This window comes from Nocardia pseudobrasiliensis NBRC 108224 (assembly GCF_001613105.1).
In the GTDB taxonomy this organism is placed as follows: Bacteria; Actinomycetota; Actinomycetes; order Mycobacteriales; family Mycobacteriaceae; genus Nocardia; species Nocardia pseudobrasiliensis.
Map to the genome: position 1 here is coordinate 1 of NZ_BDBS01000042.1, position 20,139 is coordinate 20,139.

The following is a 20,139-nucleotide window of genomic DNA, read 5'->3' on the forward strand; positions in this document are numbered from 1 at the left end:
AGCGGCCCTACCCCTTTCCCTCGCCAGCGGCCCTACCCCTTTCCCTCGACCGAAGGTCGAGGGCTCGGGCCGAATGTTGCTGCGGCCGCTGCCGATAGGGCGAGGATCACGCCGAGCCAGAGGGATGCTCGGATGTTCAGGCCGTCGACTGCTCGGCCGCCCAGTAACGCGCCCAGGGCTATTGCGCCGTTGAAGACTGCGACGAGGATGGCTGAGGCGGCTTCTCTTGCGCCTTGGGAGGCGGCCAGGGTCCAGTTCTGGGTGCTTACCGAGACGCCGCCGTAGGCGATTCCCCACAGGATGAGCAGGATTGCGGCGGGGGTCAGGGTCGTGCCGAGGGTGGCCAGGAGGGCTACGGCGGCGGCCAGGGCGAGGCCGATGGTGAGGATTGCTCGGCGGGGGGTGCGGGCGGCGATCGAGCCGAAGCCGAATGTGCCTGCGACACCGGCTGTTCCGTAGCTCAGCAGTAGGGTGCTCACGAGGGCCGCGCCCGCGCCGGTGATCTGTTCGAGGAATGGGCGGATATAGGTGTAGGCGGCGAAGTGGCCGCTCACCAGCAGGGTGACCACGATCATTCCGGTGCGCAGCGGCGGATGGGACAGCAGGGCGGGCAATTCGCGCAGCGACACCGCACGTTCGGCGCGCAGCGGCGGAACCACGAGCAGCGCCGCGATCATCACCACGACCGCGAGCGCCGCGGCCATGCCGAAGGCCCAGCGCCAACCCACCGCCGCACCCAGGAAGGTACCCGCGGGGACGCCCAACACCGAGGCAACCGCGACACCGCTGAAGATCACCGAGGTAGCCCGGCCCACCGAACCCGGCGCGACCAGCCGAACCCCGAGGCTGCCCGAAACCGCCCACACCCCACCCATTCCGGCACCGATCAGCACCCGGCCCACAACCAGTACGGCGAAATTCGGAGCCAGCGCGGACAGCACATTGCCCGCGGCGACCACCAGCAGCATCGCGCACAGCAGCGGCCGCCGATCGATGCGGCCCAGAACCGACATCAGAAACGGCGCGGTCATCGCGAGCAGTCCGGTGATCGTCAGCGCGAGCCCGGCCAGTCCCTCCGAGATGCGCAGCGACGCACCGATCGGGGTGAGCAGCCCCACCGGCAACATCTCCGAGGTCACCACGGTGAAGGTGCCCAGCGCCACCACCCCGACCGCGGGCCAGCCGCCGCCCGGAAGTCGCCGCGGCGCTGCGATTTCAGCGGTGCGGGTATCAACGTTCGTCATGGTTCCAGCCAACCGGCGGCCATCGGCGGGAACAACGGCGAAGTACTCATCCTTCTATGAGTGGTACTTATCGACCGAGGAAGGGGCCGTGGCCGAGATGGAACTGCGCGAGCTGGAGGCGTTTCTCGCCGTTGCCGAGGAGTTGCATTTCGGGAGGGCGGCCGCGCGGCTGTATGTGTCGCAGAGCCGGATCTCGCAGTTGCTGCGCGCCCTGGAACAGCGCATCGGCGCGCGACTGGTGGAACGCACCAGCCGCCGAGTGCGACTGACCCCGCTCGGCCAGGAGCTCTACCCGGAGTTGAACGCGGCCTATCGCGGCCTGCGCGCGGCCGTGGACAATGCCTGCGCGACCGCCCGGGGACGGCGCGGCGTCCTGCGCATCGGCTTCCAGGGTAGCGCCGACGAGCGAATCCTCAACGCGGTCACCAGCTTTCACGACACCTTCCCCGAGGTCACGCTGGAACTGGTCGAAATACCCTACGCCGACCCGTTCGGCCCGGTCCGCCGCCAGGAGACCGACGCGGCACTGGTACTGCTGCCGGTGGCCGAGCCGGATCTGGTGCTGGGCCAACTGCTGCCGCCGCGGGATCAGGTGCTGGTGGTTCCGGCCCGGCACCCGTTCGCCCGGCGCGAGACCCTGGCGGCCAGCGAGCTGGCGGAGTATCCGCTCATCGGAATCGCCTGCACCGCACCGGATTACTGGCGCGAGGCGCAGGCCCCGACGCACACACCGGACGGTCGCCCGATTCCCCCGGGCCCGCGAGTCAGCACCATGCAGGAGGCGATCGCGGCCGTGGCGGCCGGACGCGGCGGATTGCTGCTGTGCCGCACCACCGCCGAATACCACCGCCGCCCCGACGTGAGTTTCGTTCCCGTGCACGGCGTCGCGGACTCCCAGCTCGGCCTGATCTGGGCCCGCGATCACGAGAGTATGCGCGTCCAGGAATTCGCCCGCATCCTCGCCGCGGTACCCGATCGGATGCTGCGTGCTGTCATGTGACGACCCGGCGCGATTACGCCGGATCGGTCATAAATCGCAGAACTGAATTCGATCAAAGACCGCCCGCATTCGGCACGCATTCAGAAGGAACGGTTGTAGGCTGTGCCGTAGCTCACACGAGTGCGGGCGTTGACATGACGCCTTCCGTCCTCAGCCCCATTCGTCCGCGCCGGTGTCGAGCGGGCCTCTGGGGCGAGACTGGCCCGGCAGACGACGAAGTCAGCCCCGCCTCGGCAGCTGCCGTCCGCGTCCAGTTCTCCGAGGAGGGGTTGCAGTTGTGAATACCGAGGTACCAACCCTCGTTCTCGGCGCGGTCGCTGCGGCGTTCGCGCTCGTTTCGCTGTTCCTTGCGGCCTTCATCGGCCCGAAACGTTACAACCGGGCCAAACTCGAAGCGTACGAGTGCGGTATCGAGCCGACCCCCCACGCGGTGGCGGGCGGCCCCGGAAATGCCGCCGGACAACGTTTTCCGGTGAAGTACTACCTCACCGCGATGCTGTTCATCATCTTCGACATCGAAATCGTGTTCCTGTACCCCTGGGCGATCCACTTCGATGCGCTGGGTGTATTCGGGTTGGCCGCGATGGCGCTGTTCATCTTCAACGTCTCGGTGGCCTACGCGTACGAGTGGCGGCGTGGTGGATTGAGTTGGGACTGATCCTGACGGCTTCGCCGCCAGGACCCGGGATATCAACTAGGGGAAGTGAATATGGGTCTCGAGGAGAAGCTGCCCAGCGGATTCCTGCTGAGCACGGTCGAGCAGTTCGCCGGATATCTCCGAAAGGGGTCGCTGTGGCCGGCGACCTTCGGATTGGCATGCTGCGCGATCGAGATGATGGCCACCGGCGCGGGTCGATTCGACCTCGCGCGTTTCGGCATGGAGGCGTTCCGCGCATCGCCGCGCCAAGCCGATCTGATGATCGTCGCGGGCCGGGTCAGCCAGAAGATGGCGCCGGTCCTGCGGCAGGTCTACGACCAGATGACCGAACCGAAATGGGTGCTGGCGATGGGCGTCTGCGCCTCGTCGGGCGGCATGTTCAACAACTACGCCATCGTGCAGGGCGTGGATCACGTTGTGCCCGTTGACATCTACCTGCCCGGCTGCCCGCCGCGCCCGGAGATGCTGCTGCACGCGATCCTGAAGCTGCACGAGAAGATCCAGGAGATGCCGCTCGGCGTGGATCGCGAAGAGGCCGTGCGGGCCGCCGAGGAGGCGGCCCTCGCGGTGACCCCGACCGTCCGGATGACAGGGCTGCTGCGATGACCGAACCGGATCAGGCCCAGCGGGCCGAAACCGATCAGCGCGCACAGCCCGGTGACGAGGTCATCGGGGTGCGCCACGGCATGTTCGGCGTCACCGGCTCCGGTGACACCTCCGGTTACGGGCGCCTGGTCCGTAATGTCAGCCTGCCCGGCAGCACTCCCCCGCCCTACGGCGGCTACTTCGACGAGCTGATCGATCGGCTACGAGAAGCGCTGCCCGACAACGGCTTCGCGGAGTCGGTGGAGAAGATCGTGGTGTTCCGCGGCGAGTTGACGCTGCACATCCGCCGCGAACATCTGCTCGCGGTCGCCCGGGTGCTGCGCGACGACGAGGCGCTGCGCTTCGAACTGTGCCTCGGGGTCAGCGGCGTGCACTATCCCGACGACACCGGGCGCGAACTGCATGCCGTCTACCACCTCAACTCGATCACCCACGGCCGCAGGTTGCGGCTCGAGGTCTCGGCGCCCGACGCCGACCCGCACATCCCCTCGCTGTTCTCGGTATATCCGACGGCGGACTGGCACGAGCGGGAAACCTATGACTTCTTCGGGATCCTGTTCGACGGCCATCCCGCGCTGACCCGCATCGCCATGCCCGACGACTGGCGCGGACACCCACAGCGCAAGGACTATCCGCTCGGCGGAATTCCGGTCGAGTACAAGGGCGCGCGCATCCCGCCGCCCGACCAGCGGAGGGCGTACAGCTGATGAACGACGTGGAGACCAGGGAACCGGAGAAAGTCGTCACCGTAGTCGGCCAGGACTGGGACGACGTCCGTGACGCACTCGGCGGTGCCGCCGAGGAACGCATCGTCGTGAATATGGGCCCGCAGCACCCCTCCACGCACGGGGTGCTGCGGCTCGTGCTCGAGATCGAGGGCGAGACGGTCACCGAAGCCCGTTGCGGCATCGGGTATCTGCACACCGGCATCGAGAAGAATCTCGAGTTCCGCAACTGGGTGCAGGGCGTCACGTTCGTGACCCGGATGGACTATCTGTCGCCGTTCTTCAACGAGACGGCGTACTGCCTGAGCGTGGAGAAGCTGCTCGACATCACCGACGATATTCCCGAGCGCGCCAGCGTGATCCGGGTGATGCTCATGGAGCTCAATCGGATCTCCTCACATCTGGTCGCACTCGCGACCGGTGGTATGGAATTGGGCGCGCTCACCCCGATGCTGTTCGGCTTCCGCGAGCGCGAACTGGTGCTCGACGTCTTCGAGCTCATCACCGGCCTGCGCATGAATCACGCCTACATCCGGCCGGGCGGACTCGCCCAGGATCTGCCGGAGGACGGCGTGAGCAAGGTGCGAGAGCTGTTGGCGCTCATGCCTTCCCGGCTGCGCGATCTCGAGCTGCTGCTCAATGAGAATCCGATCTGGAAGGCGCGCACGCGCGGTGTCGGATATCTGGATCTGGCGGGATGTATGGCCCTGGGCATCACCGGTCCGTGTCTGCGCTCGACCGGATTGCCGCACGATCTGCGCAAGGCCGCGCCCTACTGCGGTTACGAGGACTACGAGTTCGACGTGATGACCGATACCGGCTGTGATGCCTACGGCCGCTACCTGATTCGCGTCAACGAGATGAAGGAATCGCTCAAGATCGTCGAACAGTGCCTGGACCGGTTGCGGCCCGGGCCGGTCATGGTCGACGACAAGAAGATCGCCTGGCCCGCCGATCTGCAGCTCGGCCCGGACGGACTGGGCAACTCCCCCAAGCACATCGGCAAGATCATGGGTACCTCGATGGAGGCGCTGATCCACCACTTCAAGCTGGTCACCGAGGGGATGCGAGTTCCGGCCGGACAGGTGTACACGGCCGTGGAATCCCCGCGCGGCGAGCTGGGTGTGCATATGGTCTCCGATGGCGGGACCCGGCCGTACCGGGTGCACTATCGCGACCCTTCGTTCACGAATCTGCAGGCGGTGGCGGTGATGTGCGAGGGCGGCATGGTCGCCGACGTCATCGCCGCGGTCGCCAGCATCGACCCGGTGATGGGTGGTGTGGATCGATGACAGAGATCCTGTTGAAGCTGGGTACCCGGCCGATTCCGTATCCGCAGGAGGTGCGCGACAAGCTACAGCTCGAGGCGAAGGAGATCATCGAGCGGTATCCGCAACCGCGCTCGGCGCTGCTGCCGCTGCTGCATCTGGTGCAGGGCGTGGAGGGTTACGTCTCCGGCACCGGCATCGGATTCTGCGCCGAACAGCTGGGTTTGACCGATGCCGAGGTCACCGCGGTGGCCACCTTCTACTCCATGTACCGGCGCACCCCGACCGGCGACTATCACGTCGGCGTGTGCACCAATACGCTGTGCGCGGTCATGGGCGGGGACCAGATCATGGCCGATCTGACCGAGCATCTGGGCGTCGGGCACGGCGAGACCACCGCCGACGGCCGGGTCACCCTCGAGCACATCGAATGCAACGCCGCCTGCGACTACGCGCCGGTAATGATGGTCAACTGGGAGTTCTTCGACAACCAGACGCCGGAATCGGCTCGGGCGCTGGTGAATTCGCTGCGTCGCGGCGATCAGGTGACCGGCAGCCGCAGCGGCGCGCCGCTGTGCACGTTCCGGGAGACCGCGCGGGTGCTGGCGGGCTTTCCGGACCAGCGACCCGATGCCAACGAGGGCGAGCCGGGTGAGGCGACGCTGGCGGGCCTGCGGATCGCGCGGAGTACGGCGGTGCCGGAACAACCTGTGCACCACCCTGGACTCGCCGAAAAGCGTGGCGAGTCCAGGGAAATGGGGATGGGATCGAAAGACGGAGGCGCGCAATGACTCTCGCACCCGTCCTCACCCGTTACTGGGACGAACCGCAGTCCTGGACGCTGGAGACCTATCGCCGTCACGACGGCTATCTCGCGCTGCCCAAGGCGCTGCGGATGGATCCCGACGAGGTGATCGCCACCGTGAAGGACGCGGGGCTGCGCGGTCGCGGCGGCGCGGGATTCCCGACCGGCATGAAGTGGGGCTTCATCCCGCAGGGCGATGACAAGCCGCACTACCTGGTGGTCAATGCCGACGAGTCGGAGCCGGGCACCTGCAAGGATATTCCGCTCATGCTGGCCACGCCGCATGTGCTGGTCGAGGGAATCATCATCGCCTCGTACGCGATTCGCGCCTCGCACGCGTTCATCTATGTGCGCGGCGAGGTGCTGCCGGTACTGCGGCGGTTGCAGACCGCGGTCGCGGAGGCGTACGAGGCAGGCTATCTGGGCCATGACATTCTCGGTTCGGGTTACGACCTGGAGTTGATCGTGCACGCGGGCGCGGGCGCCTATATCTGCGGCGAGGAGACCGCGCTGCTGGATTCGCTCGAGGGCCGTCGCGGTCAGCCCCGGCTGCGCCCGCCGTTCCCCGCGGTGGCGGGTCTGTATGCCTGCCCGACCGTGGTCAACAATGTGGAATCCATTGCCAGCGTGCCCGCGATCCTGTCCAACGGCGTCGACTGGTTCCGGTCGCTGGGCACCGAGAAATCGCCGGGCTTCACGCTGTATTCGCTGTCGGGTCACGTGACGCGACCGGGGCAGTACGAAGCGCCCCTGGGCATCACGCTGCGCGAGCTGCTCGGTTACGCGGGCGGGGTGCGCAAGGGTCATACCCTGAAGTTCTGGACGCCGGGCGGCTCCTCCACACCGATCCTCACCGCCGAACATCTCGATGTGCCGCTGGACTACGAGAACGTCGGCGCGGCCGGATCCATGTTGGGCACCAAGGCCTTACAGATCTTCGACGACACCACCTGCGTGGTGCGGGCGGTGCTGCGCTGGACCGAGTTCTACGCCCACGAATCCTGCGGTAAATGCACACCCTGCCGCGAGGGCACCTACTGGCTGGTCCAGCTGCTCGAACGCTTGGAGGCCGGGGGCGGCACCGAGGCGGATCTGGACAAGCTGCTCGATATCGCCGACAACATCAACGGCAAATCGTTCTGCGCACTCGGCGACGGCGCGGCCAGCCCGATCTTCTCCTCGCTGAAGTTCTTCCGCGAGGAATACGAGGAACATCTGCGCCGCGGCGGCTGCCCGTTCGATCCCGCCCGGTCCACCGCGTGGGCCGATACCGACTCCGTCCGAGGGGGCGTGCGATGACCAGGACCGTGAGCAGCAATCCCAGCGATGTGGTCCCGCAGGATCTGGTGAGCGTCACCATCGACGGCACCACGGTCAGCGTCCCCGCGGGGACGCTGATCATTCGCGCCGCCGAATTGGTCGGAATCCAGGTGCCGCGCTTCTGCGATCACCCCCTGCTGGATCCGGTGGGCGCCTGCCGCCAGTGCATCGTCGATGTGGAGGGTCAGCGTAAACCGGTGGCCTCGTGCACGATGCCGGTCACCGACGGCATGGTCGTCAGGACTCAGTTGAGCTCTCCCGCCGCCGCGAAGGCGCAAGAGGGCGTGATGGAGTTGCTGCTGATCAACCATCCGCTGGACTGCCCGGTCTGCGACAAGGGCGGCGAATGCCCGCTGCAGAACCAGGCGATGTCCAACGGGCGCGCCGAATCCCGGTTCGAGGGCGTCAAACGCACCTATCCCAAACCGATTCCGCTCTCGCCCGCGGTGCTGCTCGATCGCGAGCGCTGCGTGCTGTGCGCCCGCTGCACTCGCTTCTCGCAGCAGGTGGCCGGGGATCCGTTCATCGAGTTGATGGAACGCGGCGCGCTGGAACAGGTCGGCATCGCGGACGGCGAGCCGATGGAGTCCTACTTCTCCGGCAATACCGTGCAGATCTGCCCGGTCGGCGCGCTCACCGGCACCGCCTACCGCTTCCGCGCCCGCCCGTTCGATCTGGTGTCCAGCCCGGCGGTGTGCGAACACTGCGCCTCGGGCTGCGCGCAGCGCACCGATCACCGGCGCGGAAAGGTGCTGCGGCGCTTGGCCGGTGACGATCCGCAGGTCAACGAGGAATGGAACTGCGACAAGGGCCGCTGGGCCTTCGCCTACGCCACCGAGGCCGATCGGCTCACCACGCCGCTGGTGCGCAACTGGGAGGGCGTGCTGGCCCCGGCGTCCTGGTCGGAGGCATTGGCGCGGGCGGCCGAGGGTCTGGCCGCGGCCCGGGGCAACGCGGGCGTACTGGTCGGCGGGCGCGTCACCATGGAGGACGCCTACGCCTACGCCAAATTCGCCCGAATCGCCATGGGCACCAACGATATCGACTTCCGCTCCCGGCCCCATTCGGCGGAGGAGGCCGAATTCCTGGCCGCCCGGGTCGCCGGAGCCGGATCGAGCGTCGACTACGCCGCCCTTGAGGCCGCGCCGGTGGTGCTGCTGGCCGGATTCGAGCCCGAGGAGGAGTCGCCGATCGTCTACCTGCGCCTGCGCAAGGCGGCGCGGCGCGGCGGGCTCACGGTGTATTCCATTGCGCCCTATGCCACCCGGGGCCTCGAGCGCATGGCTGGTCGACTGCTGTCGACCGCGCCCGGCGACGAGGCGCGGGTGCTGGACACGCTCGCGACCGAACAGCCGGACCTGGCCGAGCGGTTGCGCGCGCCCGGCGCGGTAATTCTGGTCGGTGAGCGCTTGGCCATGACGCCGGGTGCGCTGTCGGCGGCCGCGCGGCTGGCCGATGCCACCGGCGCCGCGCTGGCGTGGGTGCCGCGCCGGGCCGGTGAACGCGGGGCACTCGAGGCGGGTGCGCTGCCCACACTGCTGCCGGGTGGTCGTCCGGTCACCGATCAGGGTGCGCGCCAACAGGTTCGGGCGCTGTGGAATGTCGACGAACTGCCCGCCGAGGCCGGTCGCGATACGGCCGAGATCCTCGCGGCCGCCTCGACCCTCGGCGCGCTGATCGTCGGCGGCGTCGACGTGGCGGATCTGCCCGATCCCGCCGCGGCGCTCGCGGCCGTGGACGCCGCCCGATTCGTGGTGAGTCTGGAGCTGCGCCGCAGCGCCGTCACCGAACTCGCCGACGTCGTCTTCCCGGTCGCCTCGGCGATGGAGAAGTCGGGCACCTTCCTCACCTGGGAGGGGCGACCGCGTCCGTTCGACGCGGCGCTGCGCGACGCGACCGTGCGCCGGGAGGCCGCGCCACTGGCCGACCATCGCGTCCTGCACGCCATCGCCGACGAGATGAACATTCGACTCGGCCTGCCCGACAGCGCCTCGGCGCGAACGGAATTGGCCGAACTCGGCGTCTGGGACGGCACCCCGGTCGCGCTGCCGGACCGCGCGGCCGAACCGCTGCCGCAGACCTCGCCCGGCACGGCCGTGCTGGCGGGCTGGCGGATGCTGCTCGATCGCGGACGTCTGCAGGACGGCGAACCGAATCTCGCCGCGACCGCGCGGCAGGCGGTGGTGCGCATGGCCCGCGACACCGCGGCCGAAATCGGCGCCACCACGGGCGATCCGGTGCGGGTGAGCACCGACCACGGCCATATCGTGCTGCCCCTGGCGGTCACCGTCATGCCCGAACGGGTGGTGTGGCTGCCGTTGAATTCCCCTGGTTCGGTGGTGTTCGAACAGCTCGCGACCACCCCCGGCCACCTCGTGCGGATCCGTCGGGAGGACCACCGTGAGTGATGCGAGTCTGTTCGGCCACGATCCGTGGTGGCTGGTCGTACTGAAGTCGATTCTGATCTTCATATTCCTGCTGCTCATCCCGATGCTCGCGGTGCTCATCGAGCGCAAGGTCGTCGCCTGGATGCAGATGCGGATCGGTCCCAACCGGGTCGGTCCGCGCGGCTATCTGCAGTCCATCGCCGACGGGGTCAAGATGCTCCTCAAGGAGGACATCGTCCCCGCGATGGTGGACAAGCCGATCTACATTCTGGCGCCGGTGATTTCGCTGATTCCGGCGGTCATGGCCTTCGCGGTGATCCCGTTCGGGCCCTCGGTGTCCTGGTTCGGCACGCAGTCGCCGCTGCAGCTGACCGATATGCCCGTCGGCGTGCTCTACATCCTGGCGATGGCCTCGGTCGGCGTGTACGGCATCGTGCTGGCGGGCTGGGCCTCGGGATCGACGTATCCGCTGCTGGGCGGGCTGCGGTCGACCGCGCAGGTGATCTCCTACGAGATCGCCATGGCCGCCTGTTTCGCGGCGGTGTTCCTGCTGACCGGGACCATGTCGACCTCCGGCATCGTCGACGCGCAGTGGGGCACCTGGAATGTGTGGTTACTGCTGCCGTCGTTCGTGATCTACGCGGTGTCGATGGTCGGCGAGACCAACCGCGCGCCCTTCGATCTGCCCGAGGCCGAGGGTGAGCTGGTCGGCGGCTTCCACACCGAGTACTCCTCGCTGAAGTTCGCCATGTTCATGATGGCCGAGTACATCAATATGGGCACGGTGTCGGCGCTGGCGACCACGCTGTTCTTCGGCGGCTGGCATGCGCCGTTCCCGCTGAACCTCTGGGACGGCGCGAATTCCGGCTGGTGGCCGGTGCTGTGGTTCACCGCCAAGGTGTGGATCTTCCTGTTCGTCTTCATCTGGCTGCGCGGCACGCTGCCCCGCCTGCGCTACGACCAGTTCATGAATCTGGGCTGGAAGCTGCTGATTCCGGTGTCGCTGCTGTGGGTCATGGTGGTCGCGGCGCTGAAGGTGCTGCAGGACAACGGATATCACGTGCAGACCGCCGGGCTGATCGGCGGCGGCATCGTGGTGTCGCTGCTGTTGCTCGGCGCGGTGCTGCGGGCCGGACATCGCGGCGACGACCACACTCGGGTCGAACCCGGTGAGGCGCAGGTTTATGCGGGCTTCCCGGTGCCGCCGATGCCCGAGCAACCGGCGAAGCAGGGCCCCAAGCCCGGCCTGTTCGAACCGCTGGGCGGATTCTGGGTCACCTTCGTCACGATGTTCAAGAAGAAGAACACCGAGCAGTATCCGGAGGAGAAGGTGCCGACCGCGCCGCGCTATCACGGTCGCCACCAACTGAATCGGCATCCGGACGGACTCGAGAAGTGCATCGGCTGTGAGCTGTGCGCGTGGGCGTGCCCCGCCGACGCCATCTACGTCGAGGGCGCGGACAACACCGAGACCGAACGCTTCTCCCCCGGCGAGCGCTACGGCCGGGTCTATCAGATCAACTATCTGCGCTGCATCGGCTGCGGCCTGTGCATCGAGGCGTGCCCGACCCGGGCGCTGACCATGACCAACGAATACGAGATGGCCGACAACAACCGGGCCAGCCTGATCTTCGAGAAGGAGGATCTGCTGGCGCCGCTGCGCTCGGGCATGCTGCCCCCGCCGCATGCGATGTATCCCGGCGCGACCGACGAGGACTACTACCTCGGGAAGGTGCCCGGCCCGGAGGCCACGGTCGATGTACCCGGCGGGCCCGGCCATGTGGCCGCGCCGCAACCGGCCGCCGCGGGCGCGGAAGGTGGTGCGCGATGAATTCGGTTCTCGCGGAGACGGTTACCCGGACCTCCACCGGTGAGGCGGTGTTGTTCTGGGTGCTCGCGGTGATCGCGATCGTGGGCGCGCTCGGCATGGTGTGCGCCCGCAAGGCGGTGCATTCGGCGCTGTGCCTGGCCGCCACCATGATCGCGCTGTCGGTGTTCTACATCGCCCAGGACGCGCTGTTTCTGGGTGTGGTGCAGATCGTGGTCTACACCGGCGCGGTCATGATGCTGTTCCTGTTCGTGCTCATGCTCGTGGGCGTCGATTCCTCGGAGTCGCTGCGCGAAACCCTGCGCGGCCATCGGGTCGCGGTCGTGGTGGTGGGCGTCGGCTTCGGCATCCTGCTTATCGCGGCGATCGCGCGCGGTATGCGCGACAACGACGTGGCCGCAACAGGGACCAGCTCCGCTGGCCGAAATAGTGGGGAGGTTGCGGATCCGATTGCGGCGCTGGCGGATCTGATCTTCATCCGCTACGTATGGGCCTTCGAGCTCACCGGCGCGCTGCTCATCACCGCCACCATCGGCGCGATGGTGCTGGCCCATCGGGAACGGTTCGGCCCGCGCACCGATCAGAAGGAAATGTCCAAGCGCCGGGTGCGGGAGGGCCGTCAGGTCACCCCGCTACCGACTCCCGGCGTGTACGCGCGGCACAACGCCGTCGACGTGCCGGCCCGGCTGCCCGACGGATCGTTCGCCGAACTGTCGGTCTCCACGATCCTGCGGCACCGCCGCAACCGCGCCAACACCGAGGCCGCCGAAATCGGCGTCGGCAACGGTCACAACGGTTCCCCCGCCAGCGAATCCGGCGAGAGCCGGAGCTGAAAGAGAAAGGCTCTGCGGTGAATCCGGACAACTATCTGTATCTGTCCGCGCTGCTGTTCACCATCGGCGCGGCCGGTGTGCTGGTGCGGCGCAACGCGATCGTGGTGTTCATGTGCATCGAACTGATGCTCAACGCGGTCAATCTCGCCTTCGTCACCTTCGCGCGCGAACATCACAATCTCGACGGACAGGTCTTCGCGTTCTTCACCATGGTGGTGGCCGCCGCCGAGGTCGTGGTCGGCCTGGCCATCATCATGACCATCTTCCGCGCCCGTCGCTCGACCTCGGTCGACGACGCCAACCTGCTGAAGTACTGACGTGGGTACCGCGGATATGCTCTGGCTGCTGCCGGCCCTGCCGCTCGCGGGGGCCGTGCTGCTGTTGCTGCTCGGCCGGACCAGCGATCGCTGGGGACACTGGCTGGGATGTCTGATGGCACTGGGCTCGTTCGGCGTCGCGGTCTGGGCGTTCGTCGACATGCTGGGCCGAGCGAGTGAACATCGGGCCTATCACTACGACTTCTTCAGCTGGGCTCCGGTCGTGGGGCTGAAGGTCGACTTCTCGCTGCAACTGGATCAGCTGTCGATGTGCTTCGCGCTGTTGATCACCGGCGTCGGCTCGCTCATCCATATCTACTCGGTCGGCTATATGAGCCACGACCCGGGGCGGCGGCGATTCTTCGCCTACCTCAACCTGTTCCTGGCGGCCATGGTCGTGCTGGTGCTGGCGAACAACTACCTGGTGCTGTATCTCGGGTGGGAGGGCGTGGGCCTGGCTTCATATCTGCTGATCGGGTTCTGGTACGAGAAGCCCTCGGCCGCAACGGCCGCCAAGAAGGCGTTCGTGGTCAACCGGGTCGGCGATATGGGCCTGGCGATCGCGCTGTTCGTCATGTTCGCCACCTTCGGCTCGGTCGATTTCGCGCAGGTGTTCACCGGCGCGCCGCAGGCCAGCGAGGCCACGCTCACGATCATCGGATTACTGCTGCTGTTGGGCGCGTGTGGTAAATCGGCCCAGGTGCCGCTGCAGTCCTGGCTCGGGGACGCGATGGAGGGTCCGACCCCGGTGTCGGCGCTCATCCACGCGGCGACGATGGTCACCGCGGGTGTGTATCTGGTCGCGCGGTCGGGTCCGATCTTCGATCTCGCGCCGGGCGCGCGCGCCGGAGTGCTGATCGTGGGCGCGGTGACGCTGCTGTTCGGCGCGGTGATCGGTTGTGCCAAGGATGACATCAAGAAGGCGCTGGCCGCCTCGACCATGAGTCAGATCGGCTACATGATGCTCGCGGCGGGTCTCGGCCCGGCCGGTTACGCGGTGGCGATCATGCATCTGCTCACCCACGGCTTCTTCAAGGCCGGACTGTTCCTCGGCGCGGGCTCGGTCATGCACGCGATGAACGACGAGACCGATATGCGGCGCTACGGCGCGCTGCGCAAGGTCATGCCGATCACCTTCGTCACCTTCGGACTCGGCTATCTGGCGATCATCGGGGTGCCGCCGTTCGCGGGCTTCTTCTCCAAGGACGCCATCATCGAGGCCGCGTTCGGGCACGGCGGCGCAACAGGATTCACCCTCGGCGCGGCCACCCTGCTCGGTGCGGGCATCACCGCGTTCTATATGACCCGGGTCATGGTGCTCACCTTCTTCGGTGAGAAACGCTGGCACGAGGACACCCATCCACACGAGGCGCCCGCCTCCATGACCGGCCCGATGATCCTGCTGGCGATCGGCTCGGTGTTCTCCGGCGGGCTGTTCGTCTTCGGCTCCTCGCTGAAGAACTGGCTGGAACCGGTGGTGGGCGCGGACTCCCACGCCGAGAGCGCCTCCTCGACCGTGCTGATCTCGATCAGCGCCCTGGTCGTGGTCGCGATCGGCGCGTGGATCGCGGTGCGCCAGTACCAGTTGCAGCAGGTCCCCGAGACCGCGCCGAGCACCGTTTCCGCACTGACCGTGGCCGCCCGCCGCGATCTGTACGGCGACGCGTTCAACGAGGCGGTCTTCATGCGCCCGGGCGCGTATCTGACCCGCGCGCTGGTGTTCCTCGACAACCGCGGCATCGACGGCCTGGTCAATTCCACGGCCGCCCTGATCGGCGGCCTGTCGGCCCGAATCCGGCGCGTGCAAACCGGATTCGTCCGCTCCTACGCCCTGTCCATGTTCACCGGCGCGGCCCTGGTGGTCGCCGCTCTGCTGGCAGTGAGGCTTTTGTGAACGAGTTTCCTTGGCTGACAACGCTGTGGGTGTTGCCACTGGTCGGCGCCGGGCTGGTGATGGTGATGCCCTCGGCGCAGCGGATGCTGGCTCGCTCGCTCGGATTGGTGATCTCGATCGCGACGCTGGCGATCGGGATCGTGGTGGCGGTGCGGTTCGAACCCGGCGGGGGGCGGTATCAGTTCGTCGAATCCCATGAGTGGATACCGGCTTTCGGGGCGGGGTACACCCTCGGGGTCGACGGGATCGCGCTGGTGCTGGTCGTGCTGACCGCGGCGCTGGTGCCGCTGTTGATCCTGGCCGGGTGGCGCGATGAGCGCGAGGTCGGCAGCGGTCGGCGGGTGGCGCATATCTATGTGGCGCTGACGCTGGTGGTCGAGGCGATGGTGCTGATCTCGTTCACCTCGCTCGACATTCTGCTGTTCTACGTGTTCTTCGAAGTGATGCTGATCCCGATGTACTTCCTCATCGGAGGTTTCGGGCCGCGCGGCGACGATCTCGCGCATCGGCAGCAGCGCTCGCGGGCCGCGGTGAAGTTCCTGCTGTACAACCTGTTCGGCGGATTGATCATGCTGGCCGCGGTGATCGGGCTGTATGTGGTGACCGCGCGCGACCATGTGGGCGGAAACGGCGGGACCTTCGATTTCCGGGCCGTGGTGCAGGCCGCGAACTCCGGCCAATTGGGTGCGGCCCCTGCGGTATTGAACGCGCTGTTCCTCGGCTTCATGTTCGCCTTCGCGGTGAAGGCGCCGCTGTGGCCGCTGCACACCTGGCTGCCCGATGCCGCGGTATCGGCGACCCCGGCCAGCGCGGTGCTGATGATGGCGATCGTGGACAAGGTCGGCACCTTCGGCATGCTGCGCTACTGTCTGCAGCTGTTCCCCTCCGCCACAAGCACGTACGCGCCGCTGATCAGCGTGCTGGCGGTGATCGGCATCGTCTACGGCGCGCTGTTGGCGATCGGGCAGACCGATGTCATGCGTTTGATCGCCTACACGTCGATCTCGCACTTCGGCTTCATCATCCTGGGCATCTTCGCCATGACCAATCAGGGCGGGGCCGGAGCGACGCTCTACATGGTCAACCACGGCATCTCCACCGCGGCGCTGTTCCTGATCGCCGGATTCCTGGTGTCGCGCCGCGGAACCAGGATGATCGCCGATTTCGGCGGGGTGCAGAAGGTCGCGCCGGTCCTGGCCGGGACCTTCCTCATCGCGGGCCTGGCCACGCTGTCGCTGCCCGGACTCGCGCCGTTCATCAGTGAATTCCTGGTCCTGGTCGGAACATTCACCCGCTACCCGGTCGCCGCGATCGTCGCCACCAGCGCCCTGGTGCTGGCGGCGCTGTATGTGCTGTGGATGTATCAGCGGATGATGACCGGCCCGGTGAAGGCGGGCAACGAGCGGTTGTCGGATCTGGTCCCGCGCGAGCTGGTCGTGGTGGTTCCGCTGCTGGCGGCGCTGCTGTTCCTGGGCGCGTATCCGAAACCGGTGCTGGATCTGATCAATCCGGCGGTGGCCAGCACCCTGACCACCATCGGCCAACACGATCCCGGGCCCACGGTGCGGCCGGAGGCCGCCACTCCCAGCGGAGGTGCGCACAAGTGAATCAGGTTCTCGCGGCAGCGGTTCCGGCCCCACCGATCGAATACCGGCTGCTGTCACCGATGCTCATCGTCTTCGCCGCGGCGGTGATCGGCGTGCTGGTGGAGGCGTTCGCGCCGCGGTCGTGGCGCTATCCGCTGCAACTGGTCCTCGGCTTCGTCGGCTGCGGTATCGCTCTGGCCGCGGTGATCGGCCTGGCCGGAACCAATGCCACCGCGATCGTCGACGCGGTCGCGGTCGACGGGGTGACGCTGTTTCTCCAGGGCACCATCCTGGTGACCGCGATCCTCGGCCTGGCGCTGATGGCCGAGCGCGGAATCGATCCGCGCCTGGCTCGCCGGGAGGGTCCGGGCACCTGGAGCCGGGCCGCGGCCACCGCGGCCGGCGCGGTGCCGGTGGACGCGTTCACCCCGCAGGCGGCCTCGATGCCCGGCAGTCCGGACGAGATCGCCGCGACCAAGGCGGGTGTCACCACCACCGAGGTCTTCCCGCTGGCGCTGTTCGCCCTCGGCGGACTGCTGCTGTTCCCCGCGTCCAACGATCTGCTGACGATGTTCGTGGCGCTCGAGGTGCTGTCGCTGCCGCTGTATCTGCTGTGTGGACTGGCGCGGCGGCAACGGCTGCTCTCGCAGGAGTCGGCGCTGAAATACTTTCTGCTGGGCGCTTTCTCGTCGGCGTTCTTCCTCTACGGGATGGCGCTGCTGTACGGGTACGCCGGAACCGTGCGCTTCGCCGGGATAGCCGAGGCGCTGGGCCGAGACACCAATTCCAAAACCCTCGCGGTGCTCGGACTGGCGATGCTGGCGGTCGGGTTGCTGTTCAAGATCGGCGCGGTACCGTTCCAGTCCTGGGTGCCCGATGTGTATCAGGGCGCGCCGACGCCGGTGACCGCGTTCATGGCCGCCGGCACCAAGATCGCCGCGGTCGGCGCGCTGCTGCGGATTCTGCAGATGGCCGTGCCCGGGCTGCGCGAGGACTGGCGGCCGATCGTGGCGGCCGTCGCGATCGCGACCATGCTGGTGGGCGCGGTCATGGCGGTCACCCAGACCGATGTGAAGCGCATGCTGGCGTATTCGTCGGTGGCCCATGCCGGATTCATTCTCACCGCGCTGGCGGCCGGGAATGTCGACGGGGTGTCGTCGGTGCTGTTCTATCTGGCCGCCTACGGTGTGGGAACGGTCGGCGCGTTCGCGGTGGTGACGCTGGTGCGGGCGCGGTCCGGAGAGGAGGCCACGGCGCTGGCGGCGTGGGCCGGACTGGGACGCCGGTCGCCTTGGCTGGCAACGGTTTTCGCGCTGTTTCTGCTCTCCTTCGCCGGAATTCCGCTCACCAGCGGCTTCGTCAGCAAGTTCGCGGTGTTCACGGCGGCCAGTTCCGGCGGGTTCTCCTCGCTGGTGATCGTCGGCGTGATCTCCAGTGCGATCGCGGCGTTCTTCTACATCCGGGTGATCGTGCTGATGTTCTTCACCGACGAACCCGACGACGCACCGCAGATCGTGGGACCGCCGGTGACCAGTACGGTCATCGCGGTGAGCGCGGCGGCGACACTGGTCCTCGGCATCGTGCCGCAGCCGCTGCTGGATCTCGCGGAGCGGGCCGCGGTGTTCGTGCGCTGATCCGATCCAAAGCCATTGTGCCCGGGTGCGTTCGACGCACCCGGGCACAGTGCTGTCAGGCGAGAACCGCGCGCAGGCGGTCGGCGAAGGCGGCCGGTTGTTCGAGGAATCCGGCGTGCCCGCCGGGGAACAGCGCCGGTTCGAGGCTCAGCTCGGCGGCCAGGGCGCGGGACGCACGGTCGCAGAACTGGCCGGTCGAGGTTTCGCCGATGCCGATGATCAATTTCTCCGAAACCTTGCGCAGGGCGGCCAGATCGGGCTGGAAGCCCGCGGTGCCCTCCAGTTCGTGCAGATAGAAGAAGCGGTCGTTGGCGAGATCGGCCGGGCTCGGGTCGCCGGTCACCATCTGCTCGAAGGCGTTCTCGGGCAGGCTCACATCGGCGAAGCGAAGGAACATGCGGATCGCGCCGACCCGGTCGCCCGATTCGAAGGTGCGCACGATTTCGGCGCGGGCGTCGCGCTGGCGATCGTGATCGTCGAGCAGTTCGGCCAGCGGCGGTTCGTGGGCGATGACGGTGCGGACCGGATTCGGATCCGCTTGCAGCAGGGCCAGAGTGGTGATCGCGCCGCCGGAGGAGCCGAAGACGACCGCGGGACCGGCGTCGACGTGCCGCAGCAGCCGAGCCAGATCGTCGGCGCGCAGTTGCGGGGTGGAATCGGATTCGGGATCGTCGAGCACACTGCCGAAGTGACCGCGCGGATCCATGGTCAGCACGGTGTGATCGGTGGCCAGCGCCTCGGCGACCGTCGCGAAGGGCGCGGCATGCATCGGCGACCCGACCAGCGCCAGCAGCGGACCACTACCGCGCAGCTCGTAGTACAGGCGGCCGTCGGGGATGGCGAGCGTGGCGGCGGTGACGGGTACGGACGAGGTCATGGCACACTCCCAGAGTTCGAGGTCATCTTCCCATTGGACTCCGCACGGTCGGAAAATTCATCGGCCCCGTGCAATTTCACGCCGAACACCGAAATATTCACTGCCACAATTGATTCGGATACTCTCGCACGATCCCGCGAACCGGCGCAACCACCCCTAGGCCGAATGGACTCCGGGCCGATATGTCCGCACGAGCTGGATTAGCATCCCGAAACCAAGGGGGCGGGTGGTCGACGCCTCAGGGGTAAGAAAGTGAAAGGATCGCTATGCGTAAGGTCGAATTATTCGGTGCCGCACTGCTTTTCACTGCCACCATCGCGGCGGTTCCTGCCGACGCCGCCGCCGCGCCCGTCTGCGGCGGTCTGCTGTCGGACTGGCAGAACGCCACCTATACCGGAATGCTCACGGGCGAGGCCGGTGAACTGCATTCGGTGACCGTGCGGATTCCGGGCGATACGGTCAGCGTCACCACCGATACCCACAGCTGGGAGGCCCGGGATCTGCGGGTCGAACTCCGCGAGGGCGAATTGAGCTGGGGCTCGACCGTACCCGACCGCAGCTTCACCCAGACGCTGCGCATGCCGCTGTGCACGGCCGGGTCCACCGAGGTGGTCGCGGCGGAGTTCACCGCCGAGAGGAGCACGCTGAGCGGCGGTTCCACCGCCTTCGGCTGGGTCGTGCGCGCCTAGCCGACCCGTGAACCGACAGCCGGGGCGATGCGCGGTCCCGGCTGTTCGAATCACTGGTGTGCGGCGGCGGTTTCGTGGACGTTGTGCCAGCGCAGACCGTTGCGGGCGGCGGGGTCGGGCAGGATCAGGGCGGTGGTGAAGCGTGAGGCCGCGCCGTCGGGGTGGTGATGGATTTCGCGGAAGCGGGCGACCGCGCAATCGGCGGAGCGATGCAGGATATCGATGTCGACGATATCGATGGTGAGGCCGGGCATGGAATGGCCCGTGTTTTCCAAACCGGCGAGCAGTTTGTCGCGGGGCACGATGACGCCCTGCAGCATGACCATGGAGAAATCGCGATGCAGTTGCGCGCCGAATCTCTCCAGGGATTCGTGGGCGTCGGGTTCGCCGAGCCAGCGGGCCAGATCGTTGTGCAGGATTCGGATCTCGTCGATGAGGGTGTCGTCCTCTTCGGTCATATCCGGTGCA

The 20,139-nt window shown here is 67.4% G+C and carries 18 protein-coding genes; 15 read left to right on the plus strand and 3 right to left on the minus strand.

Annotation, left to right across the window (positions count from 1 at the left end; genetic code table 11):
- Window positions 1-32: 32 nt before the first annotated feature.
- Window positions 33-1,244 (minus strand): MFS transporter, encoded by a 1,212-nt coding sequence (locus NP4_RS29735; RefSeq protein WP_068005058.1) that lies wholly within the window; start codon window positions 1,242-1,244, stop codon window positions 33-35.
- 97 nt (window positions 1,245-1,341) lie between these two features.
- On the opposite strand from NP4_RS29735, the gene NP4_RS29740 reads away from it, so the two are divergent.
- From NP4_RS29740 to nuoN, 14 genes are all read left to right on the plus strand, one after another.
- On the plus strand, window positions 1,342-2,244 hold the full coding sequence (locus NP4_RS29740; protein ID WP_068005124.1) for a LysR family transcriptional regulator: 903 nt from the start codon (window positions 1,342-1,344) through the stop codon (window positions 2,242-2,244).
- 277 nt (window positions 2,245-2,521) lie between these two features.
- On the plus strand, window positions 2,522-2,902 hold the full coding sequence (locus tag NP4_RS29745; protein ID WP_062511019.1) for an NADH-quinone oxidoreductase subunit A: 381 nt from the start codon (window positions 2,522-2,524) through the stop codon (window positions 2,900-2,902).
- Between the two features lie 51 nt (window positions 2,903-2,953).
- Window positions 2,954-3,508, plus strand: a complete 555-nt coding sequence (locus NP4_RS29750) for a NuoB/complex I 20 kDa subunit family protein (RefSeq protein ID WP_068005059.1) — start codon at window positions 2,954-2,956, stop codon at window positions 3,506-3,508.
- Window positions 3,505-4,215, plus strand: coding sequence for an NADH-quinone oxidoreductase subunit C (locus NP4_RS29755; RefSeq protein WP_068005062.1), 711 nt, complete (start codon window positions 3,505-3,507; stop codon window positions 4,213-4,215). Before NP4_RS29750 ends, NP4_RS29755 begins: the two co-directional genes overlap by 4 nt.
- Window positions 4,215-5,525, plus strand: coding sequence for an NADH dehydrogenase (quinone) subunit D (gene nuoD, locus NP4_RS29760; protein ID WP_068005065.1), 1,311 nt, complete (start codon window positions 4,215-4,217; stop codon window positions 5,523-5,525). Before NP4_RS29755 ends, nuoD begins: the two co-directional genes overlap by 1 nt.
- Complete coding sequence (gene nuoE, locus NP4_RS29765; protein ID WP_068005068.1) at window positions 5,522-6,292, plus strand: NADH-quinone oxidoreductase subunit NuoE; 771 nt, start codon at window positions 5,522-5,524, stop codon at window positions 6,290-6,292. The genes nuoD and nuoE overlap by 4 nt, the downstream gene beginning before the upstream one ends.
- Complete coding sequence (gene nuoF, locus NP4_RS29770; RefSeq protein ID WP_068005070.1) at window positions 6,289-7,605, plus strand: NADH-quinone oxidoreductase subunit NuoF; 1,317 nt, start codon at window positions 6,289-6,291, stop codon at window positions 7,603-7,605. Before nuoE ends, nuoF begins: the two co-directional genes overlap by 4 nt.
- Window positions 7,602-10,034 (plus strand): NADH-quinone oxidoreductase subunit G, encoded by a 2,433-nt coding sequence (locus tag NP4_RS29775; protein WP_082876337.1) that lies wholly within the window; start codon window positions 7,602-7,604, stop codon window positions 10,032-10,034. The genes nuoF and NP4_RS29775 overlap by 4 nt, the downstream gene beginning before the upstream one ends.
- Window positions 10,027-11,844, plus strand: a complete 1,818-nt coding sequence (gene nuoH / locus NP4_RS29780) for an NADH-quinone oxidoreductase subunit NuoH (RefSeq protein WP_068005073.1) — start codon at window positions 10,027-10,029, stop codon at window positions 11,842-11,844. The genes NP4_RS29775 and nuoH overlap by 8 nt, the downstream gene beginning before the upstream one ends.
- Window positions 11,841-12,674, plus strand: a complete 834-nt coding sequence (locus NP4_RS29785; protein ID WP_068005076.1) for an NADH-quinone oxidoreductase subunit J — start codon at window positions 11,841-11,843, stop codon at window positions 12,672-12,674. Before nuoH ends, NP4_RS29785 begins: the two co-directional genes overlap by 4 nt.
- Window positions 12,675-12,691: 17 nt before the next feature.
- Window positions 12,692-12,991: an NADH-quinone oxidoreductase subunit NuoK gene (gene nuoK, locus NP4_RS29790; RefSeq protein ID WP_019926335.1), complete on the plus strand. Its 300-nt coding sequence runs from the start codon at window positions 12,692-12,694 to the stop codon at window positions 12,989-12,991.
- A 16-nt stretch (window positions 12,992-13,007) separates the two neighbouring features.
- Window positions 13,008-14,885 (plus strand): NADH-quinone oxidoreductase subunit L, encoded by a 1,878-nt coding sequence (gene nuoL / locus NP4_RS29795; RefSeq protein ID WP_068005129.1) that lies wholly within the window; start codon window positions 13,008-13,010, stop codon window positions 14,883-14,885.
- On the plus strand, window positions 14,882-16,492 hold the full coding sequence (locus NP4_RS29800; protein ID WP_068005077.1) for an NADH-quinone oxidoreductase subunit M: 1,611 nt from the start codon (window positions 14,882-14,884) through the stop codon (window positions 16,490-16,492). Before nuoL ends, NP4_RS29800 begins: the two co-directional genes overlap by 4 nt.
- On the plus strand, window positions 16,489-18,105 hold the full coding sequence (gene nuoN / locus NP4_RS29805) for an NADH-quinone oxidoreductase subunit NuoN (RefSeq protein WP_068005080.1): 1,617 nt from the start codon (window positions 16,489-16,491) through the stop codon (window positions 18,103-18,105). The genes NP4_RS29800 and nuoN overlap by 4 nt, the downstream gene beginning before the upstream one ends.
- Window positions 18,106-18,160: 55 nt before the next feature.
- Here nuoN and NP4_RS29810 read toward each other — a convergent pair whose 3' ends face one another.
- Window positions 18,161-18,982, minus strand: coding sequence for an alpha/beta hydrolase (locus tag NP4_RS29810; RefSeq protein WP_068005083.1), 822 nt, complete (start codon window positions 18,980-18,982; stop codon window positions 18,161-18,163).
- A 266-nt stretch (window positions 18,983-19,248) separates the two neighbouring features.
- Here NP4_RS29810 and NP4_RS29815 point away from each other — a divergent pair, with 266 nt between their 5' ends.
- A complete protein-coding gene (locus NP4_RS29815; protein ID WP_068005086.1) occupies window positions 19,249-19,671 on the plus strand; it encodes a hypothetical protein in 423 nt (140 codons plus the stop codon).
- A 50-nt stretch (window positions 19,672-19,721) separates the two neighbouring features.
- On the opposite strand, the gene NP4_RS29820 is transcribed toward NP4_RS29815, so the two are convergent.
- Window positions 19,722-20,129, minus strand: a complete 408-nt coding sequence (locus tag NP4_RS29820; protein ID WP_068005088.1) for a hypothetical protein — start codon at window positions 20,127-20,129, stop codon at window positions 19,722-19,724.
- Window positions 20,130-20,139 lie beyond the last annotated feature (10 nt).

What these genes read in the sequence shown, in the direction of transcription:
- NP4_RS29815 (WP_068005086.1), top strand. Translation starts at nt 19,249, where the DNA reads ATGCGTAAGGTCGAATTATTCGGTGCCGCACTGCTTTTCACTGCCACC.
- NP4_RS29785 (WP_068005076.1), top strand. Translation starts at nt 11,841, where the DNA reads ATGAATTCGGTTCTCGCGGAGACGGTTACCCGGACCTCCACCGGTGAG.
- NP4_RS29735 (WP_068005058.1), bottom strand. Translation starts at nt 1,244, where the DNA reads ATGACGAACGTTGATACCCGCACCGCTGAAATCGCAGCGCCGCGGCGA.
- nuoD (WP_068005065.1), top strand. Translation starts at nt 4,215, where the DNA reads ATGAACGACGTGGAGACCAGGGAACCGGAGAAAGTCGTCACCGTAGTC.
- NP4_RS29740 (WP_068005124.1), top strand. Translation starts at nt 1,342, where the DNA reads ATGGAACTGCGCGAGCTGGAGGCGTTTCTCGCCGTTGCCGAGGAGTTG.
- NP4_RS29775 (WP_082876337.1), top strand. Translation starts at nt 7,602, where the DNA reads ATGACCAGGACCGTGAGCAGCAATCCCAGCGATGTGGTCCCGCAGGAT.
- NP4_RS29810 (WP_068005083.1), bottom strand. Translation starts at nt 18,982, where the DNA reads ATGACCTCGTCCGTACCCGTCACCGCCGCCACGCTCGCCATCCCCGAC.
- nuoF (WP_068005070.1), top strand. Translation starts at nt 6,289, where the DNA reads ATGACTCTCGCACCCGTCCTCACCCGTTACTGGGACGAACCGCAGTCC.
- nuoL (WP_068005129.1), top strand. Translation starts at nt 13,008, where the DNA reads ATGCTCTGGCTGCTGCCGGCCCTGCCGCTCGCGGGGGCCGTGCTGCTG.
- NP4_RS29755 (WP_068005062.1), top strand. Translation starts at nt 3,505, where the DNA reads ATGACCGAACCGGATCAGGCCCAGCGGGCCGAAACCGATCAGCGCGCA.
- nuoE (WP_068005068.1), top strand. Translation starts at nt 5,522, where the DNA reads ATGACAGAGATCCTGTTGAAGCTGGGTACCCGGCCGATTCCGTATCCG.
- NP4_RS29820 (WP_068005088.1), bottom strand. Translation starts at nt 20,129, where the DNA reads ATGACCGAAGAGGACGACACCCTCATCGACGAGATCCGAATCCTGCAC.
- NP4_RS29750 (WP_068005059.1), top strand. Translation starts at nt 2,954, where the DNA reads ATGGGTCTCGAGGAGAAGCTGCCCAGCGGATTCCTGCTGAGCACGGTC.